Here is an 18,126-nt window from a genome sequence, read left to right as displayed (position 1 = left end):
GCTGGGCGTGCAGCGGATCGGCCTGCGGGACGTAGCCGATGCGCCGGCGCAGCTCGTCGTACTCGGCGTAGAGATCCCGCCCGGCGTAGCGGACGGAGCCCACGTCCGCCGGGCGGAAGCCGGTCAGCGCGTTGAGCAGGGTCGACTTGCCCGCCCCGCTGGGACCGACCACACCGAGCAGCGAGCGGCCGGGCAGCCGGAAGGTCATGTCGTGCATCAGCTGCTTGGTGCCGGCGAACACCGACAGCGCCTGCACCTCGAAGGCGACGTCACCCGAGTCGACGTACTCCACCAGCGAGTCGCCCTCGAGCTGGTAGAGGTGGTGCCCGATCGCGATGACGTCGCGCTGCCCGACCTGGGCCCGCCCGATGCGCTGGCCGTTGAGGAACGTGCCGTTCGCCGACCCGAGGTCGACGACCTCGACCCTGCCGGGGGCGACCAGCAGCTCGGCGTGGTGCCGCGAGGCGAGCAGGTCCGCGACGGAGATGTCGTTGTCGCGCGAGCGGCCGAGCCGGACCGTGCCGGGCCGCAGCGGGTGCATCTTGCGGCGGGCGTGCACGATGGCGCTCTGCGCCGTCTCCAGGTCGAGCGCCGCGGAGGCGGTGTCCGGGCCGGCGGCGCCCGGACCCCCGGCGTGCGGTGGCTGGTGGCCCCCCGGGACCGGCGGGCGGGCCGATGCCGGGGCCGTCGGCGGTGCCGCTGCCCGGGCCCGGCCGGAGGCGGGCGCGCGACCGGGGGTGGGCGCGTGGCCGGGGGTGGGCGCGTGGCCGGGGGTGGGCGCGTGGCCGGGGGTGGGCGCGTGGCCGGGGGTGGGCGTGTGGCCGGGGGTGGGCGTGTGACCTGGGCCGGCGGGCGCGGGACCGGGGTTGGGGTTGGGGTTGGGCGACGGCCATCCCGGCGCACCCGCCACGCGCGGCGGCGGCCCGGCCGGGACCGCGGGAGCGGGTGCCGAGGCGGCGGGCGCGGAGCCCGCTGCGGCACCGGAGGCCAGCCCGACGGATGAGGGCACCAGCACGACCTCAGGGCCGTCCGCGGCGCCGAGCCGGAAGCGGACCTCGGTCGAGCGGACCGTGGTGTCCCCCATCCGGCGACCGTCCTGCCAGAGGCCGTTGGCGCTGGTGTCCCGCACATGCCAGCCGCCGGCGACCGGCTCAAGCACGAGATGACGCCGGGACACCCGCGCGTCGTTGATGACGATGTCCGCGCCGCGTGCCCGACCGACCACGCACGGAGCGTCGCCCGTCAGCGTGTTGTGGCCCGCCGGGCTGATCACGCTCAGCGTGGTCCGATCCACCTGTACTCCCCTTTGCCCCTACCGCCATGGTGCCGGCTGCGATGTCAGTGCCGACTGCGATGCCATTGCCGGCCAGGCGACGCCGCGGCCGCGAGACGACGTTGATCGTCCGCTCGACGCCACCTAGTCTGCCTCCCCGACCCGACGGATTCTGCACTGATCCGCGACATGTCCGGAAGGCGACGACCGACAAAGCAAACCACCAGGGCAGATGATCCGAACCGCCCGCCTTCGTCCGGCGGGCGGTTCGGCCGTGCGGGGAGCTGGTTCAGAGCTTGCGGTACCGCGCCTCGATGAAGGAGTAGGCGCCGAACAGCACCAGGCCGACGGCACAGACGACGAGCAGCACCTGGCCGTACGCCTGGTCGGCGATCGTGCGGAGCGTGCCGTCGAAGCCCTTGGCCTCGTCGGGGTCGAACTCGACGGCGGCCTTGACCACGAACACCCCGGCCAGGCCGAACACGATGCCACGCGCGATGTAGCCGACCTGGCCGATGCGCTTGCTGGCGGCGCGCATCGCGGGGCTTATCTCCCCGCTCTTGAGCTTCTCCTCGAACTTGGTCGTCACACCCTTGACGATCATGCCGATGCCGACACCGACCACAATCAGGCCGACCGCGCCGACCAGCCACCGGCCACCGGTGTTATCCATGACCCGGGCCGTGTACGGAGCGGGCTCACCAGAGCCGGATCCCGAACTACCCGAGGTGAGGAAGGCGACGGTGCTGCCCGCGATCACAAGGTAGATCACACCGCGGATACCGGACACCACCCGCTTGGCTGTGCGCTTCTTCTCGTCGGATTCCTCGTGGTGCCCGACGGCCGCTTCCAGCAGGCGCCACAGCGCATATCCGACGAATCCGATGACGAGCAGGATCAGCACCGCCGTGCCGAAGGGCTTGTCCGAGATCTCCCGCAGCGCGCCCTGCCGGTTCGCCTGCTCCCCGGAACCGCCGAACGCGATCTGGAGGGCGATGATCCCGATCAGGACGTAGACCAGTCCTCGGGCTGCGAAACCGAGGCGTGCGGTCAGGTCGACCGCCTTGCTGTCGCGGGCACGCCGGGCCTTGGCACCGCCGGCAGACGCGGCCGCGCGCCCTGGTCGCGCGACACTGGGTACGGACACGGGTCCTCCTCGACGAACAGTTCGGGCGGAACGCCCTTAGGCCGTCTGCCCGACGGGAGGCACACAAAACGGATAGGCGTCAGCCGGACGACATCAGGTCACGGACGGTGTCAGGTAACGCAGCAGCACGACGCCGTCGAGCTGGCGGACGTCCACGAGCCGCAGTCGGTGCGCGGTGTCGAACGGGAACGAACCCGGGCCGACGAACATCGGGGCGGCGGCCTCACCGACGAAGAACGGCGCGATGACCAGGTGCAGCTCGTCCACCAGGCCCGCGGTGAGGAACGCGGTGTGCACGGTGGTGCCGCCCTCTACCAGTAGGCGCCGCGTGCCGCGCCGGCTCAGGTCGTCCAGCAGGTGCTCCAGCGGCGGCGCCTCGAGATCGACGACGGTCGCCACCGCGGAAAGATCCGGGGGGACGGCCGGTGCCGGCGACCCGGTCCCGGTACCCGCCCCCGCTCCAGCGCCGGGCCCAGATTCAGTCGCAGGCCGGGACGCGGCTCCGGCGAACCGGTAGACGACCTTCTCCGCGCCGTCCAGGAAGAAGCGGGCGTCCGGGTCGAGCCGTCCGCCGCTGGTCAGGACGGCGCGCAGCGGCGTCGCCGGCCGGCCGGCCGCCGTCCGCTCGGCTCGGCGGCGCTCCGAGCGGACCGCGAGGCCGGGATTGTCGCGGCGCAGCGTGCGGGCACCGACCAGGATCGCGTCGCAACCGGCCCGGACCTCGTCCACGCGGTCGAGATCGGCCTGGCTGGAGAGGACCAGCCGCTGGGGCGAGCAGTCGTCGATCCGCCCGTCCAGTGACATCGCGCAGCTCAGAAGCACGTACGGGCGCGCGGTCACTCCTCGGAGTCTTCGCCGTCCGAGTCCCCGCCGCCTGCCCCGCCGCCGCCCGAGCCACCGGAACCACCCGAACCGCCGGAGCCGCCGGAGCCGCCGACGGCGTTCCCGCAGCGCTGGTCCACCCAGTCCGCGAGCTGGGCGCGGGGGCTGAGCACCGTCGGATCGTCCGCGACGCGGTCGGCGATGGCCCGGATGTCGTCCTCGGGCGCCAGGTCGCGTACGAGGAGGGCGACCAGGCGCGCCGACTCCGGATTCTGTTCGATCTCGCTCGGCTGAATGTTGATCTGTGAGCAGACCACGGTCGCGCCGGCCGCACGGGTCTCCTCGGAGACCTGGTCACAGCCGGCGAGGCCGGCGGCGCCCGCCGCGACGAACAACGCCGCGGCGAATCCCGGCCGACCAGGCCGCGCGCTCCTGCCAGGAGCGGACATCGGTGTCATGTCTCCGAGGATGGCACGGACCGGTCGGTGCGGAGATCTGTCGGAGGTGAGGACTACCGTCTCACGGTGTGCGGATCGCGACCTGGAACATCAACTCGGCCAAGGCCCGGCAGCCCCGGCTGATCGAATGGCTTGACCGCGCGAGCCCCGACGTGGTCTGCCTGCAGGAGACCAAGCTCTCGGACGAGGCGTTCCTCGAGCTCTTCGACGAGGATCTCTTCCGCCGCGGCTACCGGGTCGCGCACCACGGCGACGGCCGCTGGAACGGGGTGGCGATCCTCTCCCGCGCCGGGCTGGAGGATGTACGGCGCGGGCTGCCCGGCGACCCCGGGTTCCCGGGGCCCGAGCCGCGGGCGATCTCCGCGAGCTGCGGCGGCATCCGGATCTGGTCGCTGTACGTGCCCAACGGGCGCACGGTGGAGGACCCGCACTACGCCTACAAGCTGGCCTGGCTGGCCGCGCTGCGCGACGTCGTGGCCGAGCTCGCCCCGCAGGGGCCGGTGATGACGCTCGGCGACTTCAACATCGCGCCGACGGACGCCGACGTCTGGGACATCGCCGAGTTCGAGGGCGCGACCCACGTGACCGAGGCCGAGCGCGCCGCGCTCGGGCGGCTGCACGACGCCGGCCTGCTCGACCTGATGCGCGAGCGCTGGCCGGACGAGACCGTCTACACCTACTGGGACTACCGCCAGCTCTGCTTCCCCAAGAACTACGGGATGCGCATCGACCTGACCCTGGCCACGGCCGACGTCGCGGCCCGGGCACGCGCGGTGTGGGTGGACCGGGCCGCCCGCAAGGGCACCGGGACGAGCGACCACGCCCCGGTCGTCGTCGACCTGGACGAGGCGCCGGACGGCGACATCGGCCCGATGGTGCCGCCCCCGTCCTCGCGCGGCTCCTCCGCGCGTGGGTCGTCCTCCCGAGCCGGGGCGGGCACCCGCCGCCGCGCCTCCACCTGACCGCTCCCGCCGGCCGGCTGCCGACGCCGGCTCGGCCCGTAACGCAGTCGCCCCCGGCGAACGAACCGGACAGGGTCCGCACACCGGGGGCGATCATGCTTCGTTCTCCGGTCAGGCGCTGCTAGCGCGCCGACCGGTGCCACGTTGGGTCAGGACGCGGGCGACTCGGCCGCCGCGCCGCCGTCACGCAGGGCACCACTCTCGGCGACGGAGCTGTTCTGGGCGCTGGCGCTGTTCTCCGTGCCGGCGCTCCCCTCCGCCGTGGGTAGCTGCGCCGCCACCGGGGAAGCGCTGACCGGGATCCGCGTGCTGCGCGGCGGCGCCGCCGCTCCCGCCAGCCGGACGGTCAGCACACCGCGGTCGTAGCGCGCGCTGATCCCGGTCGCGTCGACGTTCTCCGGAAGGGCGAACTCCCGGCGGAACGACCCGTGCCACCGCTCGCGGTGTACCCGGCCGTTGACCGTCTTCTCCTGGGTGGACGAACGCTCACCGCGGACGACGAGCGCCCCGCGGTCGATCTCCACCGTCACGTCCTTCTCGACGTCGACACCCGGCAGCTCGAGATTGATCAGAACGTCGTCCCCGTCGACCAGGACATCGGCGCTCGGCACGACGCTCTGCGGACGGTTCGTCGCGCGCAGCGGGCGCACGGTGCGCTCCCGCGAGCCCCACGACCGCCGGACGATCTCGTTGAACTCACGGTCCATGCGCTCGAACGCGGCGAACGGGTCCCACAGGTAGGTGCTCATCTCGGTCGTACTCCCCTCTGGGCGGGGCCTCGTGCGTGAAGCCTCTCGTCGTCGGGCCCGATCAACCTCTCCGTCGGGCACGTACATGAGTCTAGACGACTCAATCTTACGAAGGCAAGTGAGCTCAGTAACTCGCATGCCACTGATGTGCAAAACCGTCGCGAGGTGAGGCTCTGTTCCTGTGGCGCCACCCCCTACCGCGCAGGGCAAACCGCTGCGGGCTCCGACAGTCACCCGCGTTACGGCGCCGACCAGGAGGAACCTCGCGCGAGGACGCCGCCTGACCACCAGTGAGCCGGACCCATGGGCGGGCAGGCCGCCGAACGCGTGAGCGGCCCAGCGCGTCCGGTGGTCCCGGATCGCGCTGGGCCGCGTCTCCGCCCGCCGCTGCTCCGTCCCGCCGACGGAATACCACCGGCGGGACGGGTTCGGCGCCCGGGGCGTTACTTGGGGTCCTCCGCGTAGGTCACCTTCACATCGGTGAAGCCGAGCGCACCGAGGAGGCCGCGCAGCATCGCCGTGGTGTTCGTCTTCGCGAGCGCGAGCACCTGGCCGTCGGCATTCGCGGCGTCGGCCATCTTCGCGGACGCCGTCTGGTAGAGCTCGGAGTCATTGCTCTGGCCGCCGAACAGCCCGCCCACCCGGTTCAGCGCGCCCCGCTGGCGGGCGACCACGTAGCTCTTGTCGAGATCGAGCCGCGGCTCGGAGATGGTGGGAGCGGGCAGCTGGATGGTCACCGACCGCCGGTCCGCGGAGACGGTGACCGCGCCGTCCCCGAGCTTGCCGAAGTCGATGACCGAGTCGACGGTGCCGACCCCGACGAACAGCGTGCGCTCCCCGCGCAGCGCGTCCGGGATCCAGCGGCTGTCCTCCTCCAGGTCGACGACGACCTCGAAGTGCGCGCTCGCCGCGTGGTACTCGCTGAGATCCTCGAGCGAGCGGAGCACGGCCGGCGAGCTGCGGTCGATCGTCCGCTCCTCGAACGGGTTCGGTATCGACGGCCGCCAACCGGTGACGAACGCGAGGCCGGAGATGACGAGGAGCACCAGCACGAGGTAGGCGATCAGGCGGACGGGGCTGAGTCGGGAGCGCACCGCGCGGATACGTCGCGTGGCGCCGGAATCGTCCTGCTCGGTGGAACCAGGCGTGTCCCGAAGGGCGGAACCGGACTCGTCACTCATGGTCGGACATGTACCCGACGAAGATTGCGATCAATCGTTGTCGCGATCGTGCCGCGCGTCGCTTCCCAGCCGCGGGGGCCGGTCAGGGGCGCGGGCGGGAGACCTCGGTGGTGCGGGCGACGACGATCGCGGTGCGGTCGTCGCTCGGCCGGCCCGGGGCGTGGCGCCGTACGACCTCGAACGCGTCGTCCAACAGCTCGGCCGGCGCCCGCCGCGGGTCGCGCAGCAGCTCGGCGACGAGCCGATCGACGCCGAACTGCTGGTGGGCCGCGTTCCTGGCCTCCACCAGCCCGTCGGTATACACGAACAGCACGTCGCCGGGTTCCAGCTGCAGCACGTCGGTGTGCCACGCGCCGTCGGCGGCGACCAGGCTCGACATGATCGGCCCGGTGGCGGCCAGGCAGGCCACCTCCGCGCGGCGGCCGGCGGCCTGTAGCCGTCCCGGCCCCGCTTCCGGGAGTGCCGGGCCCCCAGCCCCAGCCCCGCCACCACCACCGCCGCCGCTGCCCGCGCCAGCGCCGCTGCCACCGCTGCCGCTGCCACCGCTGCCGCTGCCGACGCCTCCGCCGGCGGACCCGGCGCGGGCCACCGCCGAGGCCAGTCCTGGCTCCCGCGCCTCCCCGCCGGAGGCACCACGCCCGGACCGGCTCACCGCCTCGGCGCGCGCCCCGCGCCCCGCGCCGGCCGTGCCCTCGACGGCGTCCACTCCAGAAATGTCCGTTCCGACGAGACCGGCTCCAACGGCATCGGCTGCGGCGGCATCGCGCTCGACGGCCTCGCCCTCGATGGTCTCGCCGACGACGGCACCGGCGACGAACGTGCCGGCGACGGCGACAACCGTCCGCGGGCCTACGGGCTCCCCCAGCCTGGGCGCGCCCTCTCCGACGTCGCCCGCGGGCCCGGCGCGACGCGCCCGGCGCAGCAGCAGCGCGTCCGGATGGCCCGCGTTGGCGAGCCGGACCTCCCCGCTGGCGGGGTCGACCACCGCGACCACCGCGGTCGCGAACATCTCGTCGGTCTCCCCGAGACTGTCGACGACCCACTCGATCGCCTGGCCGGGATCGGCGCCCCGGGTCAGCGCGGCGTCGAGGAGCTGCTTGAGGCGCAACGCGAAGACACCGGCCACGGCGCCATGGCCGGAGACGTCACCGACCACGATCCCGACCCGTCCGTCCGGGAGCTCGAAGGAGTCGTACCAGTCGCCGGCGAGCTCGCCCTGCGCCGGGTCGACCCGTCCCCGCAGCACCAGCCCAGGCGCCCGCAGCACGGACGGTGTAAGCGCGTCACGCAACGCGACCACCGCCGGCCCCTGCTGGGCGAGGGCCTCCCATGACCGCTCGTTCTGCCGCACGAGCCGGACGAGCTGCGCGCGCATCGCCTCGATGTTGCCGGCGAGCTCGACGATCTCCTCCGGCCCGACCTCGGGGATCCTGGTGTCGTACCGGCCGGCAGCGACGGCGTTCACCGCCCGGCGCAGGGCGTCGATGGGGCGCAGCAGCCACCTGCGCAGCACGGTCAACACCGTGAGTACCACGCCGAGAATCACAAACGCGGCGCTCGCCAGTGAGCTGAGGAGGAGGACCGCGGCGCTCTCCAGCCGCCCGGACGCCGCGGTCTGCTCGTTGTCGATCGCTATCCCGAGATCCGCCACCCGGCCGCGCAGCTCGTTGAAGCGCACCCTGCCGCCGGCCTTTTCGATGTTCCGCGCGATCTGGACGTCGCCGACCTCCATCGCGGCGACCTCGGGTTCGGCGACATCACTGCGCCACGCCTGGTAGGCGGCCTCGATCTCGGCGGTGCCCTGGATGAGGTCGGGGAACTCGGCCAGCAGTTGCTGTAGCCGGTTCATCTGCTGGGGAATCGTGCGATCGGACTCGTTGTACGGGCCGAGGAAGCTCGGCTCCTCGGTAATGAGATAGCCGCGGACGGCGCTCTCCTGGTCGACGAAGTCGGCGAGCAGAAGAGCGGTGGTCGTCGCCGCCGGGTCGAGTCGCTCGCCGCGCTCGGCGGCCGCGTTGTTCGCGCGCAACGCGGCGAACACGGCGAGCGCGAGCATCACGGCTACGGCGATCGTGGAGATCGTGACGAGCACGCGGATACCGCTGCGCAGACCCGCCGTCTCACCCACCCGTCACTCCTCCGGCGCACGACCGCGGTGATCCCGGGGGTGTCCCCCGGGGAGGCCGTCCCGCCACGACGCACTGTCCTCAGGAGGCATTGTCGTCCAGGTCGGGAGACACCCATCCAGCGGCCATCCGATCAGCAACGCCGGGGCACCAGATCCCGACATCGTTCGGTGTCGACCGCCGGTAGTTCCGGTGTCGGGTATGCATGGTTGGCATGCGTAATCATGGTGTCGGGCGGCGGGTGGGGGCCGGGAGCCGGCGCACCTCTGACCGTCGGCACGCCGGGCATCGGCGAGACATCGGCCGGGCATCGGGCAGACGGTGGTGGTCCGCGCGGGACACCGCGCGCGGTAGCCGTCAACGGCGCGGGCCCACGCGTTCGGGCTTCGGCCGCTGGGATCCGGCTTGGCGCGGGCCACTGTGGTAACGGTGCGCTCGCACACCCCAACCGATCGTGATCACCAGCAGGGCGCCGAGGAGGGACCCGACGACCGCCCGTGACGCGGGCTCGGCGCCCTCCGGGCGGGCGAGCACGACCTGACCGACGGCTCCGCCGAGCAGCGCACCGAGGACGCCCAACACGGAGGCCGTCCCCAGCATCAGCGGGCGGCGGCCGGGAAGGACCGCTCGGGCCGCCACCGCCGCGAGCATCCCGAGCACGAACGAGGTGAGCACGAACCAGAGCATCGATCGCCCCCCGCCGGCCGCCGCCCGCCCCGGATGGGCCCTGGGCGAACCACGACCACGCCGAGATACCCCTCCAACACGCTCGGGAACCGAGCGCGGCGGACACCCCCGCCGGGATTTCGTCCTTTCTGGTGGTCGCACCCGATTCGCACGGTCGGCACGGCCGGGGTCCGACCCCGGACTCCTCATCTCGACAGGACACCGCCAGGAACGTTCGGCTACCGTGCGTTCGTTCGAGTAACCGAGCAGAAAGAGCGGAACCCACCGGCACGGCCGGTGGTTACCTGTCGTCACCCGACTGTTTCGTCAGCGCAGGCCGTGTGGTGGTGAGGAACCGCGGCGCGGTGAGGAGCATCAGCCCCGACGGAAGACGCCTCGCGTTCCGCCGGCCCAGGCGCGGTCACTCGAACCCGGTCCCGACACGGCCGTCCGCGGCCAGGCCCATCCCGTGGGCGTACCGCCCTCCTCGTCGCCGTTCGGCGACCATGACGTCCACTCGCCCGAAGGAGATCATTCCGACGATGCCGACGACGACCTCATCAGGCACGCGATGACGGCGAGCACGCCCGCCGAGCCGGCGCGTCGCCAGGCCGCCCCGTCCGACACCGGGCGGGGCGGGGCGACGTCGACCGTCCCGTCCGACACCAGGCGGAGGGGCGGGGCGACGTCGATCACGCCCGCCCGCGGCCGGCACCGTGGCTCGCGGCCGGTGCCGTCCGACACCGCGGTCTGGACCCGCGGCCTGTCCAAGCGGTACGGCGAACGCCGCGTCGTGGATCACCTGGACCTACGCGTTCCCGTCGGCGCCCTCTCCGGCTTCGTCGGACCGAACGGCGCCGGCAAGTCGACGACGCTGCGGATGCTGCTGGGCCTGGTCCGCCCGACCGAGGGCCAGGCCTACGTCCTCGGCGAGCCGGTGAGCGCGCCCGACCGGTACCTCGACCGGACCGGGGCGATGATCGAAGGGCCGACGTTCCATCCGGGCCTGTCCGGTCGGCGCAATCTCGACCAGCTCGCCCTGCTGCGCGGACTCGGCCGATCCCACCGGGCGGGCGGAGCCAGCAGGCACGGAGCGGTTGGCGCGGGAGCGGCCGGCCGCGGCCGGCGGGGCCGGCGCGATCGGGTGGCGGAGGTACTCGACCAGGTCGGCCTCTCCACCCGGGCCGACGACCGGTTCGGCACCTATTCCCTGGGGATGAAGCAGCGGCTCGGTATCGCGGCGGCGCTGCTACCGAACCCGGACCTGCTGATCCTGGACGAGCCGACGAACGGGCTGGACCCGGCCGGCATCCGGGAGATCCGCACGTTGCTGCGGGATCTCGCCGGCACGGGGATGACGGTCTTCGTGTCCAGCCACCTGCTCTCGGAGGTGGAGCAGATCTGCGACCACCTGGTGATGATCAGGAACGGCCGGATGCTGTTCCAGGGGCATGTGGCCGAACTCCTGGCGGCCGAGGACCCTCGCATCCTGATGGTGCCCGAGCGCGACGACGACGCCATCCGGCTCGCCGGGGTGCTGGGCGCGGCCGGGCTGCGCATAGAGATCGAGATGGCCGGCGGGTCACGGCCCATGCCGGCGATGGTCGAACGGCACCCGGTGGTCGTCGCGCACGCGCCCGAAGGGCTGGCGCCGGACATCAACCGGCTGGCCATGCGGGCCGGGATCACCCTGCGGTCGATCCGGACGCACCGGCCGAACCTGGAGGAGACCTTCCTCAAGGCGACGGGGGACGTCGACGGTGACCTGACGATGCGAGGTGGTGCCACATGATCGACGCCTTCCGTTCCGAGTGGGTACCGCTGCTGCGCCGGCGGTTCCTGGTCGGCACTCTCGTCGCCGTCGCGGCCGTCGCCGCGCTGGGCACTGCGCTGACGATCTTCTCGGCGGGCCGCACCGACTTCGACGGCGATCCGGTGTCGGTCGCGATGCTCGCCGCGCCGTCCGGGGTCATCGAGGGCCTGGAGGCGGTGACGATCCTGCTGGGTGTGGTGGCGCTGTCCGTCACCGCCTCGGCGATCGCCGGCGAGTACTCCCATGGGACGCTGCGCAACCAGCTCGTCGCGCAGCCGCACCGGTTGCGGCTGCTGGCCGGCAAGGTGCTGGCGCTGGTGGTCTTCCTCGTGCTCGTGGTCACCGTGTCCGCGCTGGTCACGGTGGGGCTGTCGTTCGCCCTGGCGCCGTTGAACAACATCCCGACCGACGCGTGGCTGTCCCTTTCCGGGCTGGCCGAGTTCGGGAAGGGCCTGGCCAACGTGGCGTTCGGCACCCTCGGCTACGCCGCCGTCGGGGCGCTCGCGGCCGTGGTGCTGCGCTCCCCCGCCGCGGCGATCGCGGTCGGGGTCGCCTACGCCCTGCCGGTCGAGATGCTGGTGTCCCGGATCTACGCCCCGGCCGGCGGGTGGCTGCCGGCGCACCTGATGGAGATCGTGGCCGTCGGCGGCAACGGGTACACGACCGCGTACTCCGCCGCGGGCGTGCGGGTGCTGGTGTTCTGCGGTCTGGCCGCGGCGGTCACGGCGGTGCTGTTCCGCCGCCGGGACGTCACCGCCTGACGACCAGGGCTCTCGGCGCCACCCGCCACCCGGCGCACCGGAACCGCCCGGCGCGCGGGCCGGCGCTCACTCGCGGAGCAGCACGTCCAGGTTCACCCGCAGCAGCCACTGGTCCAGCTTGAACGGCGGGTAGGGCCAGCGGATGCCGTCGAGCACCATCTGGTTCACCGGCAGCCACAGCACGCGGCGCCGCGCGTCCACCGCCCCCCGCCGGATCCCGACGTACCGGGTCGCCGGCCCGCGCAGGTGGTCCAGGCCGACGTCCACCGGGTCCAGGGTCCGGAAGGTCATCCGGCTGCCCCGGCCCGCCGGGCGCACCGCCGTCACTAAACCGTCCAGGCCGGCGAGGAGCACCGTCCCGGTCGTCGGGTCGACGGTCAGGCTGCGCACCAGCCCGCCGCGGTCGGTGTTGGCGACGAGGAAGTCCGGCCGGTTGTCCTGGCCCCAGGTCGCGACCGGCCAGTTGCCGGTGGCCGGGGTCCGGGTGACCAGGCCCCGCTCGCGCCCGAGCTTCGGGTAGACCGCGAGGCGGTCGGCGCGCAGCCCGTCGGACTTCGTCCGGGCCACGTAGAGGGTGCCGTCCGCGCCGAAGCCCGCGGTCTCCATCCGCGAGCCGTCCTGCACGGCGCGCACCGCGGTGCTGCGCGGGATGATCCGGCCGGTCGACGCCTGGTACGAGAACTCCTGGATCGGGAACGGATGCGTGACGTAGTCGGCGCCCCGGCAGTCGCTGATCAGGACGAAGCGCTCGTCGTCGGCCTCGCTGGTCGGGTCGGCGACGACCTCCCGCGGGTTGACCACCACCTGTACGCCCAACGGCCGGACCTGCGGGTACTGCCAGTACGCGCGGACGCGGCCGTCGAGGTCGAGGACCATGAGCGCGCCGTTCTCCGTCCCGCCGTAGCCGGTACCCAGGTACTGGGCGACGACCAGGTGCCCGCTGCGCGGGAGCCTGGCGATGGACGCGGGGCCGCGCGGCGAACGCGGCTGCCCCTGGTAGACGACGGGGAAGGCGGTGGCGGCGATGTGCGGCTCGAGGGTGCCCGCCAGGGCGTCGGCGGTGCGCGACAGCCCCGGGTCGTAGCGCCACGCGCCGCCCGGGCCGCCGCGGCGCAGTTGCCCGAAGGTCGGCAGCTGGCCGTAGGTCCGCACGTCCCAGTTGTAGTAGGGCATCAGCGAGGTGAAGACGGCTCGCTCGCCCCCCTCCCCTGCCGGCGCGGGCACCACGATGACGTCCGAGACGTCGCCGCCGCCGATGCCGGCGAAGGCGGGGTCGGCGCGCGGCTGCGCCTCCCGGCCGGTGGATGACGGGATGACCAGGCGGGTGAAACGGCGCCCCTCCGGCTCGAACAGGCCGAGCTCCATACCGGTCCCGGTGAGCTTCGACTGGTCGTCGGTGAACGGCGTCGTGCTGATGAAGACCGTTCCGTCCGCCGCGACCGCCGACATGAACCCGGCCTGCCCGGGGCCGAATCCCCAGCCAGGCACGTCGACGACGTCGATCCTGGACGCGGAGCCGAGATCACCGAACGTGCCCGGCGCACCGAAGATCGTCAGCAGGTCCTCGGGGATCTCCTTGAGCGAGCCGGGGGGCAGGGACGGAGCCGCGGTGGCCCCGCCCACCGGCGTGGACGCGTGCGGCGACGGCACCCACGACGGCGGGCCGGAGCCGTCGTCGAGCAGGCGCCACGCGGCCGCCCCGGCGGCGGACAGCGCGCCGAGGCCGGCCACGCCGGTGATCAGCCGCCGGCGGGTGAACGCCGGAGCGGGGGCGCCCGGCCGGCCGGAGCGGGGCCTCCCGAGATCGTTGGTGGCGTCCGGGTCGAGCTCGGCCGCGTCGGTCCGGTCGGCCGCGTCGGTCGGGTCCGGCATCAGATGCGGGCAGCCCTGGGACGGAAGACGATCGTGTTGACGTAGCTGTCCCCGGCGCCCTCGGCGACGGCGCGCAGGTACCCGTGCTGGGCGACGGCCTCCATCCCGCGCTGGTGACCGACCAGGTCGAAGCCCTCGAGCCGGTGCCACACCCCGTCGAGGTGGAAGGTGCCCTCGTAGCCCCAGCTCGCCAGCAGGTCGAGGGTGTCGGCGGCCGGCGACCGCGCGTCCTCCACCTCGACGACCAGCACCGGCCGGAACCGGCGCACCAGGCCCTCGGCGCCGCGCAGGACGGCCAGCTCGTGCCCCTCGACGTCAACCTTGATCAGGCCGACGTCCCGCAGGTCGAGCGAGTCCAGCCGGATCGTCTCCACGTCGACGGCCCGGCCCTCGGCGGCGGAGGCCCCGGCCGCGTCACGGCCGGTCGGACGCAGCAGCGAGGCACGCCCCTCGGTGCCCCGGCCGCCCGGGGGCAGCCACAGCCGTGCCGTCCCGGCCGTGTCCGACGCCGCCTTCGGCACCACGGTCACGTTGGACGGCGCCGTCCTGGCCACGAAGTCGGCCAGCTCCGGGTTGGCCTCGACGGTCACCACCGACCGGGCCACCCTGGACAGCCAGTACGTCCACGGGCCGTACCAGGCACCCACGTCGACCGCGGTCTGGTGCGGGTCGACGAACATGCGGACCTGGCTCAGGATCGGCTCGAAGCGGCGGTGGGCGTAAGCGATGGCCGAGGCGAAGACCTTGTCGGGGATGCGCTCGGCGAGGGAACTGGTCAGGGCCACGGATACTCCGTTCGGACGGCCCGCCGGAGGGCGGGTCGCGATGGGCCTCCGGCCCGCCGTCCGGCGGGCTGCTTCGGGCCTTGGTGGGAACGTTCGCCGGGCACGGACGCCCGGCACGGGTGGGCGGCGCTGCCTGCCGGCGACGCGGCGGGCGGTGCGGCGAGCGGTGCGCTGTCAGGTGTCACCAGACGCCGACGGGCTGTGCCTCCCCGCCGGGAGGATGCTGACCCGGAGGGACCGTACCCGCCTCGCCGGCCCGCGCGTCGGCGCGGTGCAGGTGGTGTACCAGGGCCCCGAGGACCAGCGCCGTCATGGCATGGCAGGCGAGCCCGGCCAGCGAGGTCCGCATCGGGTCCCCGCCGGCGAGGCCCAGCGCCGCCGCCGTGACGACGGCACACACCGTCAGGACCGCGACGACCCGCCGCTGGGCCGCGCCGAGCAGGTAGGTGGTGAACATCAGCGTCACGGCCAGGCAGGTCATGCCGAGCGCGAGCACGGACAGCGAGGAGGCCGCGCCCGCGAGGTCGGGTCCGAAGACCATCGACAGCAGCGGCCTGGCGGCCACCGAACCGAGGGCGACGAGCAGCAGCCCCGGGGTGACGACGAACGCGAGCGCCACCGCCAGCACCGGGGCCGTGCCGTGCCCGGCGGCCCGCCTGCGCGCCGCCTCGGGCAGCAGGAAGTTCGCCACCGCCAGGCCGATGAACACCGGGATCTTGCACGCCGTCGAGATCGCCGCGTAGGCGCCGCCCCCGTCGTGGTCCAGCCAGCCGACGATCACGACGTCCATGTTCTGCAGCAGCGCGAGCGGGACGAGCGCGCCGAGCGCGACCCAGGTGTCGGCCAACAGCCCGCTGCGGCCGGACCGCGCCGGCCCGGGGATGAGCAGCGGGCCGGTGGAGAGTGGTGCCGCCGCGTGGGGCTTCGCGGCCCTCGCCGGGCGCGGGACCTTCGCGACCCCCAGCCGGGCGTGCTCGGCGCCGAGCGCGATGCCCAGCACCAGCCCGAGCCCCGCGCCGTTGACCCCCAGGCCCGCACCGACGAAGGCGACGATCAGCCCGATCCGCAGCGCCGCCTCGACCACGAAGTTGACCGCCAGGCGCGGATAGGCCCCCCGGGCCTGGAGCACCCCGCGCTCGACGCACAGCAGCGTCCACACCGCCGCACCGATCACGGCCTCGGCGACGGCCAGCGGGTGGGCGTAGGAGAGCAGGGCCGCGGCCGGCCGGCACAGCAGCACGGCGGCGGCCGACGCGGCGACCACGCCGATGCCGCAGACACCACGCAGGCGCCTGATCCAGGCCCGCTGGGCGCGCCGGCTGTCGCCGTCATCGGCGGTCTCCCGCTGCACGACGGCGATGAGCAGCGCGTTGCCGACCACCGAGAGGATCATGAAAATGCTGACCTGGACGACCACCGCGCCGTACCGGGCCGGGTCGAGCACCCGCGCGAGCACCAGGTTCATGAACAGGTTGAGGCCGTTCACGAGGACACCCGCGACCGCCAGCGCCGCCGGGCCGGCCAACATCCCGGCGATCATCGCCCGGGAGCGCGTCGCCATCTGCCTCTTCCTGGGTCCGTGTTCCTGGGTCCGTGCGTTCCTGCCGCGGCCGGTGCTCCGCGCTGGTTGGTACTCCGCGCCGGTCGAGGCGGGCCACCGGCTGGCGGGCGGAATTGCCGGTAATCGTACGACCACACACAACGGGCCGTCGCGGGCGGCGGTCCTGTAGCGCCCCCCGAAGGTGGGGGGCGGCCGGCCAGTAGGTTTGCGCCGCGAGACCTCCAGCGATGGGAGACATCCGGTGACCACAGCCGCGCCCCGGCCCGTTCACGCCCTCACCGGGCGTCACCTGGTCTTCCTCAACTGGCGCGACAACGCCCATCCGCAGGCCGGCGGGGCGGAGCTGTTCTGCCACTCGGTCGCGGAGCGGTTCGCCGCTGCCGGCGTCCGCGTCACCCTGCTCACCTCCCGCCCGCCGGGCGCCGCCGCCGCGACCACGGACGGCGGGGTCGCCGTGCGCCGCGGCGGGGGCACCTTCGGGGTGTACCCGTCGGTGCTCGCCCGGCTGGCGCGGATGGTCCGCTCCGGGGAGCGGGTCGACGCCGTCGTCGACTGCCAGAACGGCATCCCGTTCTTCAGCCCGCTCGTGCTGCCGAGCCGGATTCCGGTGGTGCAGGTGCTGCACCACGTCCACCAGAAGCAGTTCCCGCTGTACTTCCCGCGGCCGGTGGCGCGGATCGGCCAGCTGCTCGAGACCCCGGGCAGCCGGTGGGTCTACGGCCGCCGGCCGGTGGCCGTGGTCTCGCCGTCCACCAGGGACGAGGCCCGTGGGGTGCTGGCGCTGCCCGGGGCCCGGTTCCTCGTCCCGAACGGCGTCACCATCGCCGGCGGTGATGGTGACGCCGGCGGTGATGGTGACGCCTCCGGCGGCGCGGGCGGGACGGACGGCCCGCTCGGTGCCGACAGCGCCATCGGGGCGAGGGCGGCGGCGCCCACGATCGTGTGTGTGGGCCGGCTCGTCCCGCACAAGCGCCTGCACCTGCTGATCGAGGCGCTGCCCGTGCTGGTCGGGCGGCACCCGGGCCTCAGCCTGCACCTCGTCGGCGACGGGCCGGACCGCCGCCGCCTCGCCGACATCGCCGCCCGGCTGATGCTCACACAGGGCGACGGCTCGTCGGACGCGACCGTGCGCTGGCACGGATTCGCGGCTCCCGAGGTCCGCGACGCCGTGCTGGCGTCGGCCTGGCTGACGGTGAACCCCTCCCACGGCGAAGGATGGGGCCTGTCGGTACTCGAGGCGAACGGGATGGGGGTACCGGCGGTCGCGTTCCGGGTCCCGGGACTCCGCGACTCCGTCCGCGACGGGGTGACCGGCTGGCTGGTGGACGAGCCCGGGCAGCTCGTCGACGCGGTCGACCGCGCGTTGACCCTGCTCGCCGACCCGGCGCGGGCCAGGGAGATCCGCGCGGCCGCGCGGGCGTGGGCCGGCGGCTTCAGCTGGGACACCAGCGCCGATCTGCTGGCCGCCGTCATCGGCTCCGAGCTCGACCGGCTCGCCGGGGCCGGCGCGGGCGGCCGCGCGGCCGTGGGCCCGGGCGAGCCTCCGGCCCGGCACGCGCCGGCACGCCCACTCGCCGCCCGCCCGCCGCGGGACCGGCGGCGCCGCGACGACCAGGCGACCTGGGTCGAGTTCGATCTGGCGCCGGGTGCGGAGGTTCCCGTGCTGCGCCGGACCGATCTGGTCTTCGAGGTCGCCCCGGAATCCGGTGCGGCCGGCCGGGAGCCGGGGCTGCCGGGCCCGGGGCGCCGGTTCGTCGCCCTGTTCTACGGGGCCGACAGCACCGGGGCCCGCACCGCGCTGGCCCGTCGCGGGCTGCGGCCGGTGCAGCGGCCCCGCGCGGCCACCGGCGAGGACCTGCTCCTCGCCGCCACGCACGCCGGCCCGAACCGGGCCGGCGGCGGCGCCCGCGTGCGGCGTCGGGGCCTGGGCGGCGGCGCCCGCCGAGGTTG

15 protein-coding genes and 2 pseudogenes are annotated in these 18,126 nt (G+C 73.9%); 5 read left to right on the top strand and 12 right to left on the bottom strand.

Annotated features, from left to right (window positions below; translation table 11 throughout):
• From MXD62_RS20495 to MXD62_RS20480, 4 genes are all read right to left on the bottom strand, one after another.
• Window positions 1-1,294 (bottom strand): FHA domain-containing protein (locus MXD62_RS20495; RefSeq protein WP_248831129.1); only part of this gene is annotated, 1,294 nt, incomplete at its 3' end.
• A 268-nt stretch (window positions 1,295-1,562) separates the two neighbouring features.
• Window positions 1,563-2,420 (bottom strand): DUF1206 domain-containing protein, encoded by an 858-nt coding sequence (locus tag MXD62_RS20490; RefSeq protein ID WP_248831128.1) that lies wholly within the window; start codon window positions 2,418-2,420, stop codon window positions 1,563-1,565.
• Window positions 2,421-2,513: 93 nt separating this feature from the next.
• Window positions 2,514-3,260 (bottom strand): RibD family protein, encoded by a 747-nt coding sequence (locus MXD62_RS20485; protein ID WP_248831127.1) that lies wholly within the window; start codon window positions 3,258-3,260, stop codon window positions 2,514-2,516.
• Window positions 3,257-3,691 (bottom strand): hypothetical protein, encoded by a 435-nt coding sequence (locus MXD62_RS20480; protein WP_248831126.1) that lies wholly within the window; start codon window positions 3,689-3,691, stop codon window positions 3,257-3,259. Before MXD62_RS20480 ends, MXD62_RS20485 begins: the two co-directional genes overlap by 4 nt.
• A gap of 77 nt (window positions 3,692-3,768) precedes the next feature.
• Between MXD62_RS20480 and MXD62_RS20475 the strand changes: the two genes are divergently transcribed.
• Together MXD62_RS20475 and MXD62_RS40755 are read left to right on the top strand one after the other, a co-directional pair.
• Window positions 3,769-4,662 (top strand): exodeoxyribonuclease III, encoded by an 894-nt coding sequence (locus MXD62_RS20475; RefSeq protein WP_020462757.1) that lies wholly within the window; start codon window positions 3,769-3,771, stop codon window positions 4,660-4,662.
• 197 nt (window positions 4,663-4,859) lie between these two features.
• Window positions 4,860-4,931: pseudogene (locus MXD62_RS40755) on the top strand (hypothetical protein); the annotation flags it as partial.
• Between the two features lie 39 nt (window positions 4,932-4,970).
• Here MXD62_RS40755 and MXD62_RS20470 read toward each other — a convergent pair.
• The 5 genes and pseudogenes from MXD62_RS20470 to MXD62_RS20445 all read right to left on the bottom strand — a co-directional run.
• Window positions 4,971-5,369: pseudogene (locus tag MXD62_RS20470) on the bottom strand (Hsp20/alpha crystallin family protein); the annotation flags it as partial.
• 485 nt (window positions 5,370-5,854) lie between these two features.
• Window positions 5,855-6,592 (bottom strand): DUF4230 domain-containing protein, encoded by a 738-nt coding sequence (locus MXD62_RS20465; RefSeq protein WP_248831124.1) that lies wholly within the window; start codon window positions 6,590-6,592, stop codon window positions 5,855-5,857.
• An 82-nt stretch (window positions 6,593-6,674) separates the two neighbouring features.
• On the bottom strand, window positions 6,675-8,720 hold the full coding sequence (locus MXD62_RS39290; RefSeq protein ID WP_308301290.1) for a SpoIIE family protein phosphatase: 2,046 nt from the start codon (window positions 8,718-8,720) through the stop codon (window positions 6,675-6,677).
• 355 nt (window positions 8,721-9,075) lie between these two features.
• Window positions 9,076-9,405: a hypothetical protein gene (locus MXD62_RS20450; RefSeq protein WP_248831123.1), complete on the bottom strand. Its 330-nt coding sequence runs from the start codon at window positions 9,403-9,405 to the stop codon at window positions 9,076-9,078.
• A gap of 400 nt (window positions 9,406-9,805) precedes the next feature.
• Window positions 9,806-9,952 (bottom strand): hypothetical protein, encoded by a 147-nt coding sequence (locus tag MXD62_RS20445; RefSeq protein ID WP_248831122.1) that lies wholly within the window; start codon window positions 9,950-9,952, stop codon window positions 9,806-9,808.
• A 3-nt stretch (window positions 9,953-9,955) separates the two neighbouring features.
• On the opposite strand from MXD62_RS20445, the gene MXD62_RS20440 reads away from it, so the two are divergent.
• Window positions 9,956-11,176 carry an ABC transporter ATP-binding protein gene (locus MXD62_RS20440; RefSeq protein ID WP_248831121.1) on the top strand — a complete coding sequence of 407 codons (1,221 nt, stop codon included), beginning with the start codon at window positions 9,956-9,958 and terminating at the stop codon, window positions 11,174-11,176.
• Window positions 11,173-11,958: an ABC transporter permease subunit gene (locus MXD62_RS20435; protein ID WP_248831120.1), complete on the top strand. Its 786-nt coding sequence runs from the start codon at window positions 11,173-11,175 to the stop codon at window positions 11,956-11,958. Before MXD62_RS20440 ends, MXD62_RS20435 begins: the two co-directional genes overlap by 4 nt.
• A 66-nt stretch (window positions 11,959-12,024) precedes the next feature.
• Here the strand turns inward: MXD62_RS20435 and MXD62_RS20430 are convergent, their stop codons facing one another.
• The 3 genes from MXD62_RS20430 to MXD62_RS20420 form a co-directional block, all read right to left on the bottom strand.
• Complete coding sequence (locus MXD62_RS20430) at window positions 12,025-13,830, bottom strand: hypothetical protein (RefSeq protein ID WP_248831119.1); 1,806 nt, start codon at window positions 13,828-13,830, stop codon at window positions 12,025-12,027.
• A complete protein-coding gene (locus MXD62_RS20425) occupies window positions 13,830-14,615 on the bottom strand; it encodes an FkbM family methyltransferase (protein ID WP_248831118.1) in 786 nt (261 codons plus the stop codon). Before MXD62_RS20425 ends, MXD62_RS20430 begins: the two co-directional genes overlap by 1 nt.
• Before the next feature lie 181 nt (window positions 14,616-14,796).
• The gene (locus MXD62_RS20420; RefSeq protein ID WP_248831117.1) at window positions 14,797-16,176 is read right to left on the bottom strand and encodes a polysaccharide biosynthesis protein; all 1,380 of its coding nucleotides are present in this window, start codon (window positions 16,174-16,176) and stop codon (window positions 14,797-14,799) included.
• A gap of 241 nt (window positions 16,177-16,417) precedes the next feature.
• Here MXD62_RS20420 and MXD62_RS20415 point away from each other — a divergent pair.
• On the top strand, window positions 16,418-18,126 hold a 1,709-nt coding region (locus MXD62_RS20415), incomplete at its 3' end, for a glycosyltransferase family 4 protein (protein ID WP_248831116.1).

Source organism: Frankia sp. Mgl5 (assembly GCF_023242985.1).
GTDB classification, from domain to species: domain Bacteria; phylum Actinomycetota; class Actinomycetes; order Frankiales; family Frankiaceae; genus Parafrankia; species Parafrankia soli.
Note: the sequence above shows the minus strand (reverse complement) of the source record. Positions and strands in the feature narration are given on the sequence as shown.

Excerpts from the sequence above, each read along its gene's own strand:
- MXD62_RS20480 (WP_248831126.1), bottom strand. The coding sequence starts at position 3,691 with ATGTCCGCTCCTGGCAGGAGCGCGCGGCCTGGTCGGCCGGGATTCGCC.
- MXD62_RS20465 (WP_248831124.1), bottom strand. The coding sequence starts at position 6,592 with ATGAGTGACGAGTCCGGTTCCGCCCTTCGGGACACGCCTGGTTCCACC.
- MXD62_RS20450 (WP_248831123.1), bottom strand. The coding sequence starts at position 9,405 with ATGCTCTGGTTCGTGCTCACCTCGTTCGTGCTCGGGATGCTCGCGGCG.
- MXD62_RS20440 (WP_248831121.1), top strand. The coding sequence starts at position 9,956 with ATGACGGCGAGCACGCCCGCCGAGCCGGCGCGTCGCCAGGCCGCCCCG.
- MXD62_RS20435 (WP_248831120.1), top strand. The coding sequence starts at position 11,173 with ATGATCGACGCCTTCCGTTCCGAGTGGGTACCGCTGCTGCGCCGGCGG.
- MXD62_RS20430 (WP_248831119.1), bottom strand. The coding sequence starts at position 13,830 with ATGCCGGACCCGACCGACGCGGCCGACCGGACCGACGCGGCCGAGCTC.
- MXD62_RS20420 (WP_248831117.1), bottom strand. The coding sequence starts at position 16,176 with ATGGCGACGCGCTCCCGGGCGATGATCGCCGGGATGTTGGCCGGCCCG.